The organism is Bifidobacterium breve DSM 20213 = JCM 1192, from assembly GCF_001025175.1.
In the GTDB taxonomy this organism is placed as follows: domain Bacteria; phylum Actinomycetota; class Actinomycetes; order Actinomycetales; family Bifidobacteriaceae; genus Bifidobacterium; species Bifidobacterium breve.
The window spans coordinates 379,751-398,374 of sequence record NZ_AP012324.1 but is presented as its reverse complement, the minus strand read 5'-3'; the positions used below and the strand labels follow the sequence as shown (position 1 = coordinate 398,374).

Below are 18,624 nucleotides of genomic sequence, written 5' to 3'. Positions count from 1 at the left end.
CTCGCCTCCGCAACCATCCTCAGTCAGCTTTGCGGACAGCGTCCCGCCAGCGGGGAGCAGAACTAAGGAACATCATTATGAATACTGCAATCGAAACCAATACTGCGACCATCGTCGAACCCACCACCGAACCGGCCTTGCAACTGGAACACGTATCCTACTCGTATTCCAAAGGCGGCAAGCGCGTGCTCATCGACAAGAACTACGCGTTCCACCCTGGCACGGTGGTGTCCATCACCGGCCCGTCCGGCGCGGGCAAGACCACGCTGCTCTCGCTGCTTTCGGGGTTGGCCACGCCCACCAAAGGCCGGGTGCTGCACAATGGGGAGGATCTGGCCAAAGCGGACCGTTACCGGTTCCGCAGTCACGACATCGGCGTGATTTTCCAGAGCTTCAACCTGCTGCCGGCGTTGACCGTGGCAGAGAACATCATCCTGTCCATGGATGCTTCGGGCAAGACTTTCGACCGCCCGAAGAAGCAGATCGCCGCCGAGCTTATCGAAAAGGTGCGTTTGCAGCCGGAGTATTTGAACGAGCGTATCCTGCACCTGTCCGGCGGTGGGCAGCAGCGTGTGGCCATCGCCCGCGCGTTGAGCTACGATCCACAGATTATCTTGGCCGACGAACCCACCGGCAACCTCGACCTCGCCACGCAGGATGACATCATGGGGATTTTCAAGGATTTGGCGCATGCGGAGGGCAAGTGCGTGATCATCGTGACGCACAGTCCCGAGGTCGCCGCCCAGTCCGATGAGGTGTTCCAGTTGGCTCCGTTGCGAGAGCGCTAGCGATGGCACTGCATAGATGCCGACCGGTCGGGCTATGAATGTCATCAGCAAACGTCATCTCTTAGACGTCCACCATACGAACTTAGAATGACCGATAATTAAGCGTTTTGTGGGACAACAAGCCGATTCCAGCATTTCTCCCCTGTTGTCCCACTTATCCGCGGGACAACACGAACATCAAACGATATACACTCGCGTTGTCCCATCCCACAAATCAAAGAATCGTTGGAATAATGCCATTCTTATATTAAGGCCTTGATTCCGCAAACTACAATGTGTGGGACAACACCAGAAAAATGGCGGAATTCCTGCATTGTCCCATTCGGAGACACGATGCGAGAGTGGGTGCTTGGTATGCGAAGGGCCTCTGTACCGAATGAATCGGTACAGAGGCCCTTTGTTTAGCTCCCCTCAGAGAGAGGAGCCAGATAAGAGATCAGTCCTCGAAGGGATCGAAGTCGCGGCGAACGCGGCGGCGCGGGCGCTCGGAGCGCTCTTCGCGGTCGGCGCGGTAGTCGTCGTAGTTGTCGTCGGTGGCGTAGCGCGGGTTGCGGTCGGAGCCACGGCCACGGCCACCACGAGAACCACGGCGGTCATCACGATCGCCACGGTCATCGGAACGACGGCGACGCGGACGATCCTCGTAGTCATCCTCGAAATCGGCGGAGCGACGGCGACGCGGACGATCATCATCGCGGGAATCGCGGTCGTCACGGTCGAAGTCGCGATCATCGGAACGACGGCGACGCGGACGATCCTCGTAGTCATCCTCGAAATCGTCGGAGCGACGGCGACGCGGACGGTCGTCGCGATCGTCGAAGTCGCGATCGTCACGGTCGGAGCGGCGGCCACGGCCACCGCCACGGCGGTCGTCACGGCCACGGCTACCGTGGCGATCATCACGATCGCCACGGCCACCACGGGAACCGGCGTTGTTCTCCTGATCCTCGAAACCGGGGATAGCCAGGGAAATCTTGCCGCGATCGTCAACGCCCTGCACGACGACCTCAACGGTGTCGCCTTCCTTAAGCACGTCCTCAACGGCGTCGATACGCTCGCCGTTGGCCAGGTTGCGAATCTGGGAGATGTGCAGCAGACCGTCGGTGCCAGGAGTGAGGTTCACGAAAGCACCGAAGCTCGTGGTCTTGACGACCTTGCCGTTGTAGGTCTCGCCGGCCTCAGGCACGTGCGGGTTGGCGATGGAGTCGATGATAGACTTGGCCTTCTCGGCAGCCTCGCCACCTTCGGAGGAGATGAAGACGGTACCGTCATCCTCGATAGCGATCTCAGCACCGGTGTCTTCCTGAATCTGGTTGATCATCTTGCCCTTCGGGCCGATGACCTCGCCGATCTTCTCGACCGGAACGGTGGTGGTGATGATGCGCGGAGCGAACTCGCTCATCTCAGCCGGGCCGTCGATGCACTCGTTAATGACCTCGAGAATCGTGGCGCGAGCTTCCTTGGCCTGCTGCAGAGCGGCGGCCAGGATATCGGCGGGGATGCCGTCGAGCTTGGTGTCGAGCTGCAGGGCAGTGATGAACTCGGAAGTACCGGCCACCTTGAAGTCCATGTCGCCGAAAGCATCCTCGGCACCCAGGATATCGGTAAGGGTCTTGAAGATGTGCTTGCCATCAACATCGCCGGACACGAGACCCATGGCGATGCCGGCAACCGGAGCCTTCAGCGGCACGCCGGCAGCGAGCAGGGACAGCGTGGAGGCGCACACGGAACCCATGGAAGTGGAACCGTTGGAACCGATGGCCTCGGAGACCTGGCGGATGGCGTAGGGGAACTCTTCGCGGCTCGGCAGCACCGGCACGAGAGCCTTCTCGGCGAGGGCACCATGGCCGATTTCGCGGCGCTTCGGGGAGCCGACGCGACCGGTCTCACCAGTGGAGTACGGCGGCATCTCGTAGTTGTGCATGTAGCGCTTGGACTGCGGACCGGACAGAGCGTCGATCTGCTGCTCCATCTTGAGCATGTTCAGGGTGGTGACGCCCAGAATCTGGGTCTCGCCACGCTGGAACAGGGCGGAACCGTGCACGCGAGGCACAATGTCCACCTCGGCGGACAGGGTGCGGATGTCGCGCAGGCCACGGCCGTCGATGCGATAGTCCTCGGTCAGGATGCGGCGACGCACGATCTGGCGCTGCAGCTCCTTGAAGGCGTTACCGAGTTCCTTGTCCTTCTCGGCATCGTCCATATCGGTGAACTCGTCCGCGAGCACCTCGCGCACGTGCTCCTTGATCTCATGGATGCGGTCCTGGCGCGGCAGCTTCTCGGCGATGGAGAGGGCCTCGTCCAGATCCTTGTGAGCGATCTCGTCGATGCGGGCGTACAGCTCGTCGGTGTACTCCGGGAAGAGCTGGAATTCCTTGGTCTCCTTGGCGGCGATCTTCTTGAGCTCGTCCTGAGCCTCGCAAATCACCTTGATGAACGGCTTGGCGGCCTCAAGACCGGCGGCCACGACTTCCTCATCAGGCTTGGTCTGGCCCTCGTCGTAGATGAGGTGCCAGGCGTTCTTGCCGGCGCCGGCCTCGATCATGGCGATGGCGACGTCACCGTTCTCGACAACGCGGCCGGCGACCACAATCTCGAACACGGCGCGCTCACGCTCGCTCCAGCGCGGGAAGGCGACCCACTGGCCGTCGATCAGGGCCAGACGCACACCGGAGACCGGGCCTTCGAACGGCAGACCGGAAATCATGGTGGAGGCGGAGGCGGCGTTCAGGGCGATGACGTCGTAGGCGTCATCAGGGTTCACGGCGAGCACGGTCTCGACGACCTGCACCTCGTTGCGCAGCGTGTGCGGAAACAGCGGGCGCAGCGGACGGTCGATGATGCGGCAGGCGAGGATGGCCTCGGAGCTCGGACGGCCTTCACGGCGGAAGAACGAGCCCGGGATCTTGCCGGCGGCGTACATCTTCTCTTCAACGTCGACGGTCAGCGGGAAGAAGTCGTAGTTCTCCTTCGGGCTGGAGCCGGCGGTGGTGGTGGACAGAATCATGGAATCGTCGTCGAGGTAGGCGGCCACAGCACCATCAGCCTGCTGTGCCAGGCGGCCGGTCTCGAAGCGCAGCGTGCGCTTGCCAAACGTTCCATTGTCGATTACGGCCTCAACGGCCTTGATTTCGGGACCCTCCATTAGGGTTCCTCCTTCTTTAATTTTCTTATTCCTACAAACTGTGCCGCGGTCTACCGCACCGCGACTGTCCTCTTCAGCGGACGTCACATACCTTGTTTCGGCTGGCCCCTTGGCCGCCGTTCCTCGTGTCAACCCCTTCATTCGGGTTCTCTTGTTGGCCGCACCTTACCGTGGTGCCTTCGGCCTATCCTCTAACCCTCTTGCCGTTGTTGCCGTTGGCTGGCGTATGTAAAACGCCCGAGCACCAATCCTAGGTACTCGGGCGGAAGTCTTCAATTATCGACGCAGACCCAGACGCTCGATGAGGGAGCGGTAACGGTTGATGTCAACGCGCTTGAGGTAATCAAGCAGACGACGACGATCACCGATCATCAGCTGCATACCACGACGGGAGTGGTGGTCGTGCTTGTGCTCCTTGAGGTGGTCGGTCAGGTCGGCGATACGCTTGGAAAGCAGAGCCACCTGGACCTCGGGGGAACCGGTGTCACCTTCGTGCGTCGCGTACTCGTTGATAATCTGGGTCTTCTCTTCAGCCGTCAGTGCCACGGCATCCTCCTTAATTGTGTCGTTGCGCGGTGTTCCGGGCGGTGCGCTCGAAACGCTCTCTATCCGCGGGCGAAATCACGCCAAATGAAAACTATACGGCAATGCACAGACAGCCAACCAGCCGATTGGTCACACCGCGGTAAGCAGTCCGCCAAACAGCACCACGAACAGTGCGACACCTTCGATAACAAAGTACAGAATAAAGCTGGCCCAGCTTTTGGTCAGCACGTTCAGCGGCGAGGTTTTCTTAATGACCACCAGCAAACCCACGAATATCACGGCGTACACGGCAACGCCGATTGCCGCTGCCAGTATGCCAAGATTCGCCGCATTCGCGATGTTGGATTGTTCGCCGTAAACCACATACGTCGAATACCAGAAATGGAGATTGAGCATGCTCAGGCCAGCAATGAACTGTTCGGCCGCAAGGCCCACCACGAACACAATCAGCCATGGCCACGAGGGGGAAACGACGATGGCCATCACCAGGCCCACGTAAGCAATCACTACTACAGTCCAACCGACCAGCGCGATACCCTGCGCAGATACGTCGCCCAGCGCGGCGACCACAGCTTCGGTGTTGTTCACGGCGAACGAACGGCCAAACCAATAAGGGGCGATGATAGCGGCGAGCACGGCCAGAATGGTCACCGCCCAGCGCACGGGGTGCGAGCGACGACGTTCGATATCCGCCAAAGACAAGTCGGTTTCGGGAATGGATGCTTCAGGATGCTTGGAAACCTCGACAGTCTCCACCTTGCTGCCCACGATTTCCGTTGCCTCGTTAGGTTCTTGCTCGTTGGGTTCCTGCTCCATGCACCGCCTCGCCGATTACCTGCTTATTGCCGATTATTGCGATGCCTATCTTAGCGTGTGTGTTAGGCAAGTTTTCGATGCGATCGATTACTCGCCATGACCCTCACCGTGGTCCTCGTTACGATTCTCCCTATCCGAATCCGTGGGAGCAACGTCATTATTGCCCGCAGACGAGCCCCGCTCGCCCGATTCGCGTTTCGGAAGCGAGGAAGATGATGCTCTGCTCCCCCGCCGCCCGCTATGCAGCAAAGCCTCAAGCATATCGACCTGCCGCTCCAGCTCATCGATACGCCGTACTTGCTGAGCAATCAGCAGGTCACGCAAATCATTGTTCTGCTCTTTGCGGGAGATGGGGAAGATGATGGCGCGGCGTTCAGGAGATACGTGGAAATCGGATTCGCTGCCGGCTTTCGCCGCAATCGCGGCACCCTCCGTCTCACGCCACTCGTTCGCAGTATCTGACGTTCCAGTGGTTCCCGATCGATAAAACTTCGAATGTGATACCCCCCCCCCAGGCTGTTTTTCTCGGCGGGTTCCGGCGCTTCGGCACCCAGGATTTCATCCTGTGCCTCGCGCCAGCGGGCAAGGCAACGTTCGATGCGCTTGTACCCGATCAGGGCGGAATCGAGCCCGGCCTCACGGAACAAACGCACCGGCGAGGCACCTTCGTTATAACGGGTCACGCAATACCGTTTGAAGTCGTCTGTGTAGGTAATGCGTCTCGAAGTGGCTTCCGCCACCGCCGGCAACGACTTCAGGTACTTGACCTCTTCGGGGCTAAAGGCCCCTCCACCGACAGTCATTTTCACCCCTTACATCTCTGGAAGGTTCGTTCGCATCCCCTGAATATGGGGGCATGTCATAGTTTGGGATGATAGCAGTTGTTATACGGACTTTTCTAACCCCTAGTAGGGTAGGTTTCATCCCCGATATTGAGATGAGGGAAACGATAGGGAAGCATGATGGAGGGCCATCAGTGTCCAGGACTGATGGCCCTCCATATCTCGCAAAACGGCCTATGACGGCCTATGTATGCTTGAGTGTCGAATCCTCAGGCAATGATTATGGAAAATAGACGCTATTAAGCGTCACCATCCCCATCATCATTACCAGCATCAGCATCAGCAGTACCGCCAGCAGCACTATTATCACTAACAGCGCTAGCGGCTTGGACACTAATCGCCAACAGATTATGAATCAGTTGGCGGAGCTCCTCATCCGAAGCCTGTTCCTTTTCTTTCGCGGTTCGTTCATCCTCCGCAATGAGAATAGCCAAAGCTTCGCGAAGCCTGTCACGCCGATTGTCCCGCCTGGATAGATAAATTACTTCACCCATAAGAATGGCAAACAGCACGATGAGTCCAATAAGCAGTATCAAGTTAGCAGGCATTATCTCCTGAGAGATATTCATATCCTTGTACGTAGAAATTACTGACGCCAATACGGCAAAACCGGACAATGCTAGCACCGCAATATCAACAATACCTATACTGGACGCGTGCCGATTATCTTGCGCGTCACACAGCAAGCGCGCCTTCTCCAACACCGATAACGTGTAAGGGTGCCGAAGCTTTTCATTGACGCTCGACCTGCAACTCTCCTGAACGTCATAGGCAGAGGTCAGCGCATCACGCAGCCAATGCAAGTCATAGCCACTCTTGTCAAAATCCTTACCGATACGATCGAATATGGTTGGACCACACCAATAACTTTTCCATACATCTTGGGTTGAATATCTCTTCGTCGGCTGTTCCATAAACAACTCCTTTTTCTCAAAAAAGAGGCCCGTCCTGAAGCAACCTTCGGAACGAGCCTCACTTGAACATCTACAGATAATCAAACGGCAGATTATTTGCTCTCGATTCACGCGTCGAGGGCGCGCTTGGTGAAGCGGGACTTGGCGAACACGGTCGCGGCAACACCGGCGAGGAGCACGGCGACCACGGTGAACAGCATGGTTCCGGCGGCACCGGTGAGCGGCAACTGGGTGATCTTCTTGACGTTCTTCACCACGATGTTGGCGTAGCCGTTCTCGAAGGTCACGAGGCCGGCGCCGACACCCGTCGGGGTGACGTCGGTGACCTTGCCGTTCTCGACGGTAACTGTGAACGAAGGCAGGGCGGTGGTCAGGTAGCCATCGGCCGGGGTCTTCTCGGTGATGGTGTACGTGCCGTTCGGCAGACCGGAGAACGTGACCACACCTTTGTCGCCTGAGGTGGCCTCGGTTGCGGTACCGTCCGGCAGCGGGGTTGCGTTGTTCGTATCAGCCACGATCTGGAACACGACGCCCTTCAGAGCATTCGTGTCGGCATCCACACCCTTCTTGGTGAAGGTCACGGTGTTCAGCTGCGGGGTGATGGTGGTGGTAGTGGTCTGGTTGGAGTTGTCGAACCTGACATCGTTGTTGGTGCCGTTGACGTTGGCTTTCTTGTTGACCAGCGCGTTGTACTTGACGACGATGTGCTTGCCCTGGTACTTGGTAGCGTTGTTCAGCGCGATGGTGAAGGACGGCTTAGCAGCGGAGGTGTTAAAGTCGCCGGAGGCGGGGTCGACCGTGTACTCGGTGTTGGCGAGCGGGTCAGTTTCGCCCTGAACGTTCACCTTGAGGGTATCCAGCTTGACAGTCAGACCAGCGCTCGGGGTATCGACGAACTTGAAGGAATTGGCCTTGGCCGGCACGGTGCCCTCAAGCGTGTAAGTGATGGTGGCGCCCACGTACGGGTTCAGGTCACTCGCGGACTTGCTCGGCTTCTGTGGGGTGGACGGCTTGACCACGGCCTTGCCCAGCGTCTGATTGTTCGCACCCAACTTCGTGTACGCGGTGCCGTTGACGGTCACCTGGGTGCCGACGATAGCCAGCGGGGAGCCGGCGTCCGTGGCGGGTTCAGTATCCGTCTTGGAAACAATCAGGTACAGACCCTCGTCAAGGCCGGAGAAGACGACTTTGTCGTTATCATTGGCAACCGTCTGGGACGGGTCCACGGCCGTCTTGCCATCCAGCTTGCCGGCCAGGCTCTGGACGAACGATTCCATGGTCGCGGAGGCGTTCGGCAGCGTTGCCGGGGTGTTGGTGTAGTAGCCGGTGGTGCCCGCCACATAGGCCAGCGGATCACCGTAGCCCTTGTACTCCGGAGTATTAGTCACTGTGGAGCCCAGCACGTTCTCGGCATCCGTCTTCCAAGCCTGGTCCGTCGTCACGCCGACGGACGCGAGCTTGTCTTTCTCGACCTTCGCACTGGCAGTGTCATAGGAACCGATCTTGTACGCAGTGTACACGGTACCCTTCACGGTCTTGCCGCTCAGGGTGATGGACGCGGTATCCGCCGCGTTGGCGGCGGTGGCGCCGAACGCCATGCCGCCCAACAGGGTCGCCGCCGCAGCGACGCCCGCGAAAAGCTTCCTCAACTTCATGAGAAGCCCTCTCTTCCTTTACTTTGTACTTGTTTTCTGCAATCACGGAGACTCCGGTCCTTCTGCCAAGGGACTTCGCAATCTCCGTACACCTTTAATGTGTTTTCTCCGGGGAGAGGAGCCTTTGTCGACTCCCCTCAGTCCGCCTTCGGCGGCCAGCTCCCCTCCCTGAGGGGAGCCAGGGGCGGCCGCCTCAGGCTGTTCGGGTCAGACGAGCTGACGCTTGCGCCAGACGGTGTAGCCGGCACCGGCCAACAAGGCCAACAGGCCAAGGCCACCGCCGTAGATCAGCCAGTCACGGGCCGAGCGGCCACCGGTCACCGGCAAGCTAGACACGGCGACAAAGACGTTCGTGAAGTCAGCCGACTTTGGATTATCCGTCTTATCGGAATCGCCGTCGGCGTACACGTACTCGACATTGGTCTTGTAGCCGGAGCCGTCAGTCTTCTTGCTCACCGTGACCTTGACGGTCACCGTATCGGTGTCGTACTTCCAGCCCGCGGGATTGCCCGACTGATCCTCGGAAACTGTGAACTCGTAGACGGCCGAAGTCGTACCGGTCGGGGCCTTGAGCTGCAACGTCGAACCGTCCGGGAACTTGGCATCCGCCGGGGTGCCAATGGTCTGTAAGTCGGACTTGGACGCGGTCGCGGTCAACGAGCCGTTGCTATCCTTCGGCCAGGTCACGCCATCCTTGCACGCGGCGTTACTTTTGGCGCAGGTCAGGTTGAATGTGAAGTCCTTGGACGCGGCGGCACCCTGCACGGTCTTGCTCACCTTGACGTTTGCATTGACATCAAGATCAACACGGTTCAACGTGTTCGTGATAGTCACGTCATATGTCTTAACGTTGTCGAACTTCGTCATGTTCGGCTCAGCCTTCCACAGATCGTCGGCAGTGATGGTCACCGTCTGGCTCTGGCTGTAGGACGCCGTGTAACCGTCTACATTGGTTTCTTCCACAAAGTAGGTGCCTGGGGCCAAGTTCCCCAAGGAACCAGTCCAGCCACCATCCTTGGCCAGGGTGAGGGTATCGACCTTCTGGCCGTCGTCGGCATGGTCACCCTTGTAGATGTTGACCGTCACCTTCGAGCCATCCTTTGGCTCGGAATCGGTCGGATCCCATTTCTTGGTCACCTGAATCTTGCCGGTCTTCACCTGCAGGACAGGCTTCTGATATGTCACGTTATCCTTCGACACGCAATCCTTCGCGACATTGTTGACTGCGGTGCACTCGGAATACGCTAAATGGGCCTCCGCGTTGGAATAGAAACCGTCCTTGTTTTCCGAATCTGTACCGGTACCAGTTTCACCCTGATGCACGGTGTTATCCGTATCCGTGTAGCCGCCCTTTTCGGACTGCTTGTTCGACGCATACGTCTCATACGCCTTATCGGAAGGCTTGACCTTGAACTGCACCGAATAGGTCACGTCCTTGGCCAGCGTGAAGCCGTCCCTGAACGTCACTGTCACCGTACGGGTAGCGACATCATAGGTCTTGGACGCCACTTCGGCATCAACATTCGACCTGTCACTCGTAACCACCGTAACGCCAGACGTAATCTCACCAGACTGCTTGTCATACTCGAACAACGGGTCGGCATAGTCGGACAGGGTATCGACGATGCTCACCTTGCCATACGACTTCGTCGTGGTCGTGGTGATGATCTGGCCGAGGTCTTTGAACACCTGAGCCAACTCACTGGAAGTGGTCTTCGGGTAGGCCTTAATCAGCTGGTCCTTGACCGTAGCGGACTTGTTGGCATTCTCACGCGCGGTCAACGCCTCCAGAGGAGAGACCCAACCAGCAGTTTGGCTGAACGAATGATTGCGCAAGTCATAATTGCTTCCGCTAACCGAGTCAGCATCCGGATTCACGTACACCGTTGTCGGCATGTCGACGCCAACATTAAGTATGTTCCAGCCAGCTTTCGCCAACTGTTTACCAGCGATCACCGAAGCGTTATATACGGAACGGGCGGAATCGTTATCGTCACATGTCTGCAAGCCAAGCACACCGCAGCTGTAGACGTTAGTCTCTTTCCAACCTTTATTACCGGGGTCGCCATCGGTAAGGAACACGACATACTTGGTCGCGCCAGGCCTTGTGCTGATATTGCTTACCCGCTCAAGACCTTTCTCCCAATGGGTAGCACCGTTAGCGGTCAGCCCGTTAACGACCTCATCGAGGTCGGCCTTCGTAGACAGCACTGACGTACCATCCAATCCAAGACCGCTCGCGAACGTAATCACATGCACCTGCGCGTCAATCTTGTCAGGCGAGTTGAACAGCACAGACGACAAACCACCGTTATCGGTAATCGCATTCTGCATGTTCTTCAGACGCGTGGAATTGCCAACCTTGTCGTTCATGCTTCCGGAAGTATCCAGCACGAACGCCACATCGATCTTGGCCTTTTCACCGGAAGTCGTGGTACCGGAGACCGTGTTGCCCTTGACATTCAGGCTCAGGGTGTAGGAATCCTTCTGACCAGTAGCCGCGGAATCCACCGCATCCTTCGAAATCGACTTCTGAATCTTCGGGGTGTCCAGCTTGACCTTCTTGGTCACGACCCACTTACCGTGCGCGGACTTCTCTGACGCGACGCTGACGGTCACATACCGGTTGCCGGTCGCAGTATCAATCTGAGGAGTTGCATCGTATTCACCGCAATCGCCATCACAGGTGAACGAGACATTGTAATCATTCCAATTAGTGTTTTCGCTGGCGGACAGAGTGAACTTCACCTGTTCGGACGTGTCCGTATCCGACAGCATGTTCACCACTTTGCTGGTAGCGGAATTAGAACCGGTTACGCCACCGGTCTGCTCGGAACCATAGGTCTGCGACTCGACCTTGCCAGCAAACGTATCAGAAGCGTTGTTCGTGGTCACAGTGGTCTCCGCATTGGAGAACAGCACGCCGAAGATCGCCGCCTGAATCTCGCGCCCATAATGGACCCCCATCGTCACCGATACGGTATCCGGTGACTTGGTCTTGTACAGGTATATGCCTGGATTGGCACCAGTCCTCACACCACCACCGGTCACGGTCTTGTGGTCAGCGGAGAACGTCTGATCACCGAACGCATAATTCTTGTAGTTGGCATCACCCTGTTGCGGGAACTGGGCCACTTGCTCGATCTCGTTTGAAGAAGTGAACGAGATGCTCTCATCGTTGTTCGTGCTCTCGGCATCCGCCATCATAAACGAATAATTGCCGGTGATTTCACTGCCATCAGCATTTACGATCTTGATGTCCGTCAGCTCTACCGTGGACTCGGTATTGTAAGATCCGGTTATCTGATACAGAGCAGGCTTGGTTCCTTCAGGGAAACCGGCATAACCGTAATGGCCGAACGCCGCTTTATTCCAAGCCGAACGCAACGTACGACCACCCGTATACTTGATGTTGAACTTCATCGTCAACGAGTCCGAAAGCTTCACGCTCATGGGCTGAAGCTGGTTCTGGGCCGCGGTGAAGTTCGTCATATCCAGCCAGCACACGTTATTCAGCCCAGAGGCAACGTTACCTGCATACACACAGCTGCCATTCGTGGCTTCGGCTGCCTGCGTGTTCAACGTCGAAGTCGGAGCAGGAGCCGTCTGCTTGGTGAGTTCCGAGGCGGCAGCATCGGTATCGGCACTTGCGGCGTCATCAGACTTGGTCGCATCGGCCTTGGTCGAATCATCCTTGTTACCGGTATCCGTACCGGCGTCCTTACTGTCGGTGTTTGCCGGAGTTTCGGTTTGGGCGGTGGACTGCTGGGTATCGGCCGCAGACTGGTCATCGGCCATGGCGGTCGCGCTCACGCCGGCGACGCCGCCAAGCATCGCTACGGCGGCCACGACGGCCACTAGCCGTTTGCCACTCTTGCTCGCTGCGGCCCCTACCGCGGCGAACCATTCTGCAATTCTCTTCATAGCCTTGCCTGTCTCTTACGATCGCGTACGCCAAAGCCTGGCGTCACACCTACAAGGCGTTACGTTATTAAGCAAAAAGCACGAATGCGTCCACCCGGATAGAGGGAAATTCTTACCCGATATTGAAAAGAACCTTGGAATTTTTGAAAAGTGGCACCCTCGTCATCCACCCTACGATAACGGACTTTTTCGCCCCTGTGGGGCGTGCTGCTCCCACAATTCGGGAATAGGGGCAGATTTGCTGCCGCTACGTGGGGCGCGGAGTTACCGTCGGCCGTCAGCATGCCACCGTTCTGTGTGTGCAATGCCACATGGTCACACGTCGTTACGCATATGCGAAGACATGCTACATGCAATTTCTGTGAACGCAAACATACGACTCACCAAGGCCGTGTTCTGTTGCGGGCGGTGGCGTTACGGGCAATGTTGTGGGTAGCACCTTGGCCACAAACCTATATATAAGGTCCATAAGATACGAATCTGCGTTACGTCGTGGGTGAAGAGGACCTCATTCCTCGGCATACCGCTGTTTGCAGATTCTGTTCTACCGCGCTATATCCTGATTTTCAGTGTTTTCAGGGTATAGAGAGTTCCATAGAGCATGCTACGCCCTGATTCCGATGATTATCGAGGTATAGAACGCGCTTCGGCCCAACAACCATATGCCCCCAAAGGCGGCAACAATCACAAGTTATCCCGCACCATCGCAACAACATCATGATTGATTTTGTTGATGACAGGGTCGGCAAGCATCTCATCAAGAGTCATCCAGCGGCAGTCCTTGGCACCAACATGGAACTCAGTGGAACGCCAGGCGTCAGGCATTACCGTTACGCTAGCGCGGTATAGCGTGTATTCGTAATAACGAACCTCTCCATCATGCTCCGCGGATGGCTTCTCAGAATCCTTCACACAAATGTGAGACAGAGTAAAGTCTTTAGCAGGAATTCCGAATTCATCGGCAAAATACGTCGTCAGCTGACGAACATCCTCATCAGTACTGCTTGCGGTTGCATGATTAGGGAAAAAGTCGCATCCCCAACCTAAATCACGATACAGAAGATATCGGTTAGCGTCTTTCACCGCAATGATCGAGCTTCTTCGTTCGGTTCTATCCATGTTGGCGATATCCTCATACAGTGTTATGGCATCATACTTATTTCTGCAAGCAGTAATCAAACTCCATACTCCCTAGAATATGAAAATAATGCTCAATGCAAGGAGCAATCCTTGAAAAATTTGGTCGAGTCCAGATGTGAGAGCAGCAGGAATGTAAAACAATCCTTCGATGATGATGACAACCCCATTGGCAATCGGGCCGAAACCAATCTGCAATCTGCTCTTTGTGCTCAAAGAGCTTGGCACGCAGTTCAGCTTCGTCGATTCTCAACACCATGAGTACTAATACTACTCGGGGTAGCTCACCCTTCCGGTATTCCCAATTAGATACACCAACATATAAATAGTGGAGCGGATGACGGGAATCGAACCCGCGTAATCAGTTTGGAAGACTGAGGCTCTACCATTGAGCTACATCCGCGCAAACGTCGCTTTTGGCGACTTGGGTTATTATACATATTTCTGTGGGGATGGCAACCGCGCCTGTCGCAGGGTTGTCACACGGCAAGACTACATGACCGCTTCGAGACAACGGGACGAACTACACTGCCGAAACGTATTCAAGAAAACGGAGAGAATTCGATCAGACCATGACCTATGATCTCGTCTCGCTATCCATCATCATGATGATTGCAGTGGCGTGTCCTATCATCACGCAGCTTATTCCCGGCAAACCCATGCCGCAGACCGTGCTGCTGCTGGTGTTCGGGGCGATATTCGGACCATTCATCCTAGATAAAATCTGGGTGACCAAAGCCGTTGAACTGCTCAGCGAACTGGGTCTGGCGTTCCTGTTCCAGCTTGATGTGGTGCTGGGCGCGTTCGCGGCCGGCTTCATCCTGCGATTCGTCACGCCGAACGGCAACCATACATTGAACCTGAAGCTCGAAGGCGTGGGCTATGGCTTCCTTATTCCCGTGTTTTTCGTGGTTTCCGGCGCATCCATTGACGTGAAAGCGGTCGTGGCCAATCCTGCACTGCTCATCACCTTCATCATCATGCTGCTGCTGGTGCGCGCGGTGCCAATTTTTGTGGCCACGACGCTCGACCATCGAGTCAACCCACTCGACCCGCAGGATAAGCTCACCGTTTCGCTGTATTTTACAACGGCTCTGCCGCTGATTGTGGCCGTGACTTCTCTTGCGGTGCAGGGCGGCACCATGCACCAAACCACCGCGTCAACGCTGGTGGCCGCCGGCGCCGTGACCGTATTCCTCATGCCGCTCCTCGGCGGATTGACATCCAAATTGATGAAAGGTGAGACCCGACTAATCGCGCCGACGGCCTGAACGACGCGCACGGGGGAAGAAAAACGATAACTCACTGAGTCGATGCACAGGCTGATACCGGCGCGGCGCAGCTTCTTGGCGAGCGCGGCGAGGTCCTCGTTGGCGCCGAGCTTCGGGTCTACAGTGTCGAAGCCCTGGACCGCATAGCCACCGTCATTGTTCGGGTGGGGCATGTCGAGCAGCGGCATGAGGTGCAGGTAGGTGAGCTTCTGCTCCTTGAGGTACGGGATCTTATCGGCAAGCTTCTTGAGATCCCCGGCAAACAGGTCGGTGTACATGGTCATGCCGAACATGTTGCCGCGCTTGTACCAATCCGGGTCTTGTTCGCGGGACTTGTCGAGACGCTTCAGGTCGGCGGGACGGTCAGCATAGGCCTCAGCCATGCTGTCGACGAGAGAGTCGAAGGCATCATGGTCGTTGTACAGACTCATGAAGAGCCGCTCAAGTTCATCCTTATGAGCTGCGAAGCGGGTATTGAAAACAGTGCCGGTATGCCTTTTCTTTGCCTTATTCTGCGCGATTGACTTCTCTGCCTGTGCCGACTGGCTGCTCTGAGCCACCGGAAACTCCTTCGTCTCTGCCCGCTGCTCGCGTCAATCGTTTGACATGTTGCGTCAACTATATCAAACCGGTTCGATGCATGTAACCGAGGACGCGCCGAAGAGAAGCTGAAATTTCGCACCGTTCAGCGGATTTCGCGCGAATCATTACCGGATTGAATCATCACCACGGCGGACGCAACCGGGCCATCATGGCTCAGGGAGATGCGGACGTCGGGGATCGAACCCGAGTAATCAGTCTGGAACGCCGGCGATGCGTCACCACTCAGCGACACATGCGGCACACCGCGCGAATCATCGAGAATCTCAATCTCGCGCCACGGGAAATTATCCAGCGTGAACGGGAACGGCGCACTCCCCAGAAAATCACACCACGCTTTAAGGAACGCCTCTTTGCCGGCCCATTTGGCGGCCAGATGGACAGCTTCGCCATCGTTTTTTTGGCGTGCGCGGTCCTCCGCCTGCCGTACCTCGCGCACGGAAAACAGAGCACGCATATGCGAGCCCGGCTGTCCCAACTGTTCAGCGAACGCGGCCACATCCACCACGTCATGTCCCAAACCAAATGTGTTCATGGTTCCCATTGTCCACCGCTTCGCGCGCAAGTTCCACATTCCATCAAAATTGAGCTCTAATTCCATTTCAAGGGGCTGATTTGAGCTTTTCCGAATATCTATCTCCGTTTCGAGGGGCCGGTCATCCTTTGCACCACAAGTATCCACAGCATAATGCCAACGCCATTCCGCCATTTTTGCGCCTCGTCTACTTGGACACCAGCCCCTTGAAACGGAAGTAGACCTCCGAAGAAACGTAAATCAGCCCCTCGAAATGCAGAAAGCCGCGCGAACACGCCATAATGGCTGTATGGCACAACGGCAATTGATACGCACCACCGCGGAAACACCCATCGGTCGGATGATGATGGCTTCAGACGGTGAGGCGCTCACCGAGCTATGCCTCGAGGACTGGTGGTGGGTCACCAAGAACCAGCAGCACGACAACGGAACGCCAGATTCCGAACTCGAGGTGTTCCGCATAACCCGCGACTGGCTGCAGGCCTACTTTGCAGACGAACGCCCAAGCCTCAGCCAGGCCCCACCAATGAATCCGGCGGGCACTCCGTTTCAGCACGAAGTATGGCAACTCGTTGCAGAAATTCCTTACGGCATGACGGCCAGCTACGGAGAGATAGCCGCCGAGCTGTCCGAACGCCGCGGTGGAGGGCGTATGGCTGCGCAAGCGGTTGGAGGCGCGGTCAAGCACAATCCAATCACCATCATCGTGCCTTGCCACCGCGTGGTCGGATCAGGCCGCGCGTTTGGCGGCTATGGCGGCCGGCTCGACATCAAGGCCGAACTGCTCGAGCACGAGGGCGTGGATATAACGCGATTCGATCTGCTCGATATCCGGCCGGTATAAATCGGCACTCAACGCCCACGGCAAACGACAACCGGCACTCAGCACAGGGCTCCGCCCCGACCACCCAACAATTTCCCGAGTCATGCCGAGAAACCCATACGGAATTGTTCACCATCAGTGCGCCATCGGCACCCATACAATCCCTACAATGGAAAGCACATGGCAGCAGGCAAACTGCGGCCGTGCATGAACTTGTGCCGTAGGGCCATGAACAAGATCGGGAGGCGTGTATGACAGGCATCATCGACTATGCACGCACCGAGTTGCGCCCGTTCTCCGAATTGCCGTTCAATGAAATCGACGCCCTGATTATCGCCACACTCATCTATGAAGACGTGGCCAACATCTGCCCCACACTGATGCTTGACGAACAGCAGCAATCCGGCTCATTCGCCACGCGCATCCGTACATTTGAACCCAAACATCCGTTGATATGGCTCAAAGGGCTCTGGCATCCGGCAATGGAATCAATCAGCCTCAAAGAGGCCAACCAAGAATTGCATCGTTCAATCGATACATCGGAAGATGACAAACCCCACGAAGCCCAAATGGTCTCGGTGATCGATCCACGCCTCACCCATACTCTGTTCGAGGAGGCCGGCAATAATCCGCGCTTTACCGGCATACAGCTGGGAGCCGTCGTCGAGCACGTCAACCGCGGCGAGCAAACCCAATTTGCCGCGGCGACGTTCCAGCTGCCCGACGGCCGAAACCGTCGCAACCCTACGCATAAAGGCACCATGGTCCTCTCCTTCCGCGGAACCGATGATTCGCTAATCGGCTGGAAAGAGGATTTCAACATGGCTTTCCAGTATCCAGTACCGGCCCAACGCGCAGCCAGTGCATATCTGGATACGGTGGCCCGCCTATGGGACGGTCCGATTGTTCTGGTAGGCCACTCCAAAGGCGGCAATCTGGCGATTTATGCGGCGATGAACGCCGACGCCAAAGTCCAAAACCGCATTCGGCATATCTATTCGCTGGACGGCCCCGGCTTCCCCTCGGAAATCGTGACCAGCCCCGCCTACCGCAGAATCCAGCCAAAGGTGACGAAAATCGTGCCGAGCTCATCGATTGTGGGCATGATTTTCGAGACTCCTGAACCATGCCGTGTGGTGTCTTCCGATTCGGACGGCATTATGCAGCATTCCGCATTCACCTGGCTGGTGGACGGCGATCAGTTCGTCACCGAGCCCGATCTCAGCTCCAGCTCCCAACTGTTCAACGAAGAGTTGAATCATTGGGTTGGCGCGCTTACGCCGGAACAGCGCGAGCGTGCAGTGGACGCCCTGTTCACCGTGCTGCACTCCAATGGCGCCACGACGTTCAGCGAAGTGATGAGCAATTTCCCCGCTTCAATCCCCTCCATGCTTGGCGCGTTCGTGGGACTTACCCCCGAGGATCGGCGGCATTTAGCCGAAGCAGTGCCCATTCTGATCAAGGCCGCCACCGCCAAACACAAGACAGATTCCGCCAACGCCAAGGCAGCGGCAGACGCCGACGAACCAAACGGCACACCCGCTACCGAGCAGAAGAACGAACCCAACGATAAACCCACAGATGTCTAGAGATACTAGTTATAGTGTCCAATAACTTATTAGACAGCG

General features: G+C 56.9%; 13 protein-coding genes, 1 tRNA gene and 1 pseudogene. 4 read left to right on the top strand and 11 right to left on the bottom strand.

Annotation, left to right across the window (positions count from 1 at the left end):
- Positions 1–77: 77 nt before the first annotated feature.
- The gene (locus tag BBBR_RS01600; protein ID WP_003828231.1) at positions 78–788 is read left to right on the top strand and encodes an ATP-binding cassette domain-containing protein; all 711 of its coding nucleotides are present in this window, start codon (positions 78–80) and stop codon (positions 786–788) included.
- 436 nt (positions 789–1,224) lie between these two features.
- On the opposite strand, the gene BBBR_RS01595 is transcribed toward BBBR_RS01600, so the two are convergent.
- The 9 genes from BBBR_RS01595 to BBBR_RS01555 all read right to left on the bottom strand — a co-directional run bounded on the left by BBBR_RS01595 (position 1,225) and on the right by BBBR_RS01555 (position 14,170).
- Positions 1,225–3,933 (bottom strand): polyribonucleotide nucleotidyltransferase, encoded by a 2,709-nt coding sequence (locus BBBR_RS01595; protein WP_014483455.1) that lies wholly within the window; start codon positions 3,931–3,933, stop codon positions 1,225–1,227.
- A 276-nt stretch (positions 3,934–4,209) separates the two neighbouring features.
- The gene (gene rpsO, locus BBBR_RS01590) at positions 4,210–4,479 is read right to left on the bottom strand and encodes a 30S ribosomal protein S15 (protein ID WP_003828229.1); all 270 of its coding nucleotides are present in this window, start codon (positions 4,477–4,479) and stop codon (positions 4,210–4,212) included.
- A 129-nt stretch (positions 4,480–4,608) separates the two neighbouring features.
- A complete protein-coding gene (locus BBBR_RS01585; protein WP_003828228.1) occupies positions 4,609–5,295 on the bottom strand; it encodes a hypothetical protein in 687 nt (228 codons plus the stop codon).
- Positions 5,296–5,603: 308 nt separating this feature from the next.
- Entirely contained in the window at positions 5,604–6,098 is a 495-nt protein-coding gene (locus tag BBBR_RS10020) for a hypothetical protein (RefSeq protein WP_032738132.1), read from the bottom strand.
- A 278-nt stretch (positions 6,099–6,376) separates the two neighbouring features.
- Positions 6,377–7,051 carry a hypothetical protein gene (locus tag BBBR_RS01575; protein WP_003828226.1) on the bottom strand — a complete coding sequence of 225 codons (675 nt, stop codon included), beginning with the start codon at positions 7,049–7,051 and terminating at the stop codon, positions 6,377–6,379.
- A gap of 107 nt (positions 7,052–7,158) precedes the next feature.
- Positions 7,159–8,706 carry an isopeptide-forming domain-containing fimbrial protein gene (locus BBBR_RS01570; RefSeq protein WP_003828225.1) on the bottom strand — a complete coding sequence of 516 codons (1,548 nt, stop codon included), beginning with the start codon at positions 8,704–8,706 and terminating at the stop codon, positions 7,159–7,161.
- 207 nt (positions 8,707–8,913) lie between these two features.
- Positions 8,914–12,630: a DUF7604 domain-containing protein gene (locus BBBR_RS01565; protein WP_003828224.1), complete on the bottom strand. Its 3,717-nt coding sequence runs from the start codon at positions 12,628–12,630 to the stop codon at positions 8,914–8,916.
- Positions 12,631–13,314: 684 nt separating this feature from the next.
- On the bottom strand, positions 13,315–13,749 hold the full coding sequence (locus BBBR_RS01560; RefSeq protein ID WP_032738220.1) for a hypothetical protein: 435 nt from the start codon (positions 13,747–13,749) through the stop codon (positions 13,315–13,317).
- A 347-nt stretch (positions 13,750–14,096) separates the two neighbouring features.
- A tRNA-Gly gene (locus tag BBBR_RS01555) sits at positions 14,097–14,170 on the bottom strand.
- 169 nt (positions 14,171–14,339) lie between these two features.
- On the opposite strand from BBBR_RS01555, the gene BBBR_RS01550 reads away from it, so the two are divergent.
- A complete protein-coding gene (locus tag BBBR_RS01550) occupies positions 14,340–15,038 on the top strand; it encodes a cation:proton antiporter domain-containing protein (RefSeq protein ID WP_015438405.1) in 699 nt (232 codons plus the stop codon).
- On the opposite strand, the pseudogene BBBR_RS11225 reads toward BBBR_RS01550, so the two are convergent.
- Both BBBR_RS11225 and BBBR_RS01540 read right to left on the bottom strand, forming a co-directional pair.
- Positions 15,023–15,559 (bottom strand): annotated as a pseudogene (locus tag BBBR_RS11225) (alpha-amylase family glycosyl hydrolase); the annotation flags it as partial. The gene BBBR_RS01550 and the pseudogene BBBR_RS11225 sit on opposite strands and share 16 nt — an antisense overlap.
- A gap of 164 nt (positions 15,560–15,723) precedes the next feature.
- Positions 15,724–16,173: a holo-ACP synthase gene (locus BBBR_RS01540; protein ID WP_014483447.1), complete on the bottom strand. Its 450-nt coding sequence runs from the start codon at positions 16,171–16,173 to the stop codon at positions 15,724–15,726.
- 289 nt (positions 16,174–16,462) lie between these two features.
- Here BBBR_RS01540 and BBBR_RS01535 point away from each other — a divergent pair, with 289 nt between their 5' ends.
- Entirely contained in the window at positions 16,463–17,017 is a 555-nt protein-coding gene (locus BBBR_RS01535; RefSeq protein WP_003828218.1) for a methylated-DNA--[protein]-cysteine S-methyltransferase, read from the top strand.
- A gap of 230 nt (positions 17,018–17,247) precedes the next feature.
- The gene (locus tag BBBR_RS01530; protein ID WP_003828217.1) at positions 17,248–18,585 is read left to right on the top strand and encodes a DUF2974 domain-containing protein; all 1,338 of its coding nucleotides are present in this window, start codon (positions 17,248–17,250) and stop codon (positions 18,583–18,585) included.
- Positions 18,586–18,624 lie beyond the last annotated feature (39 nt).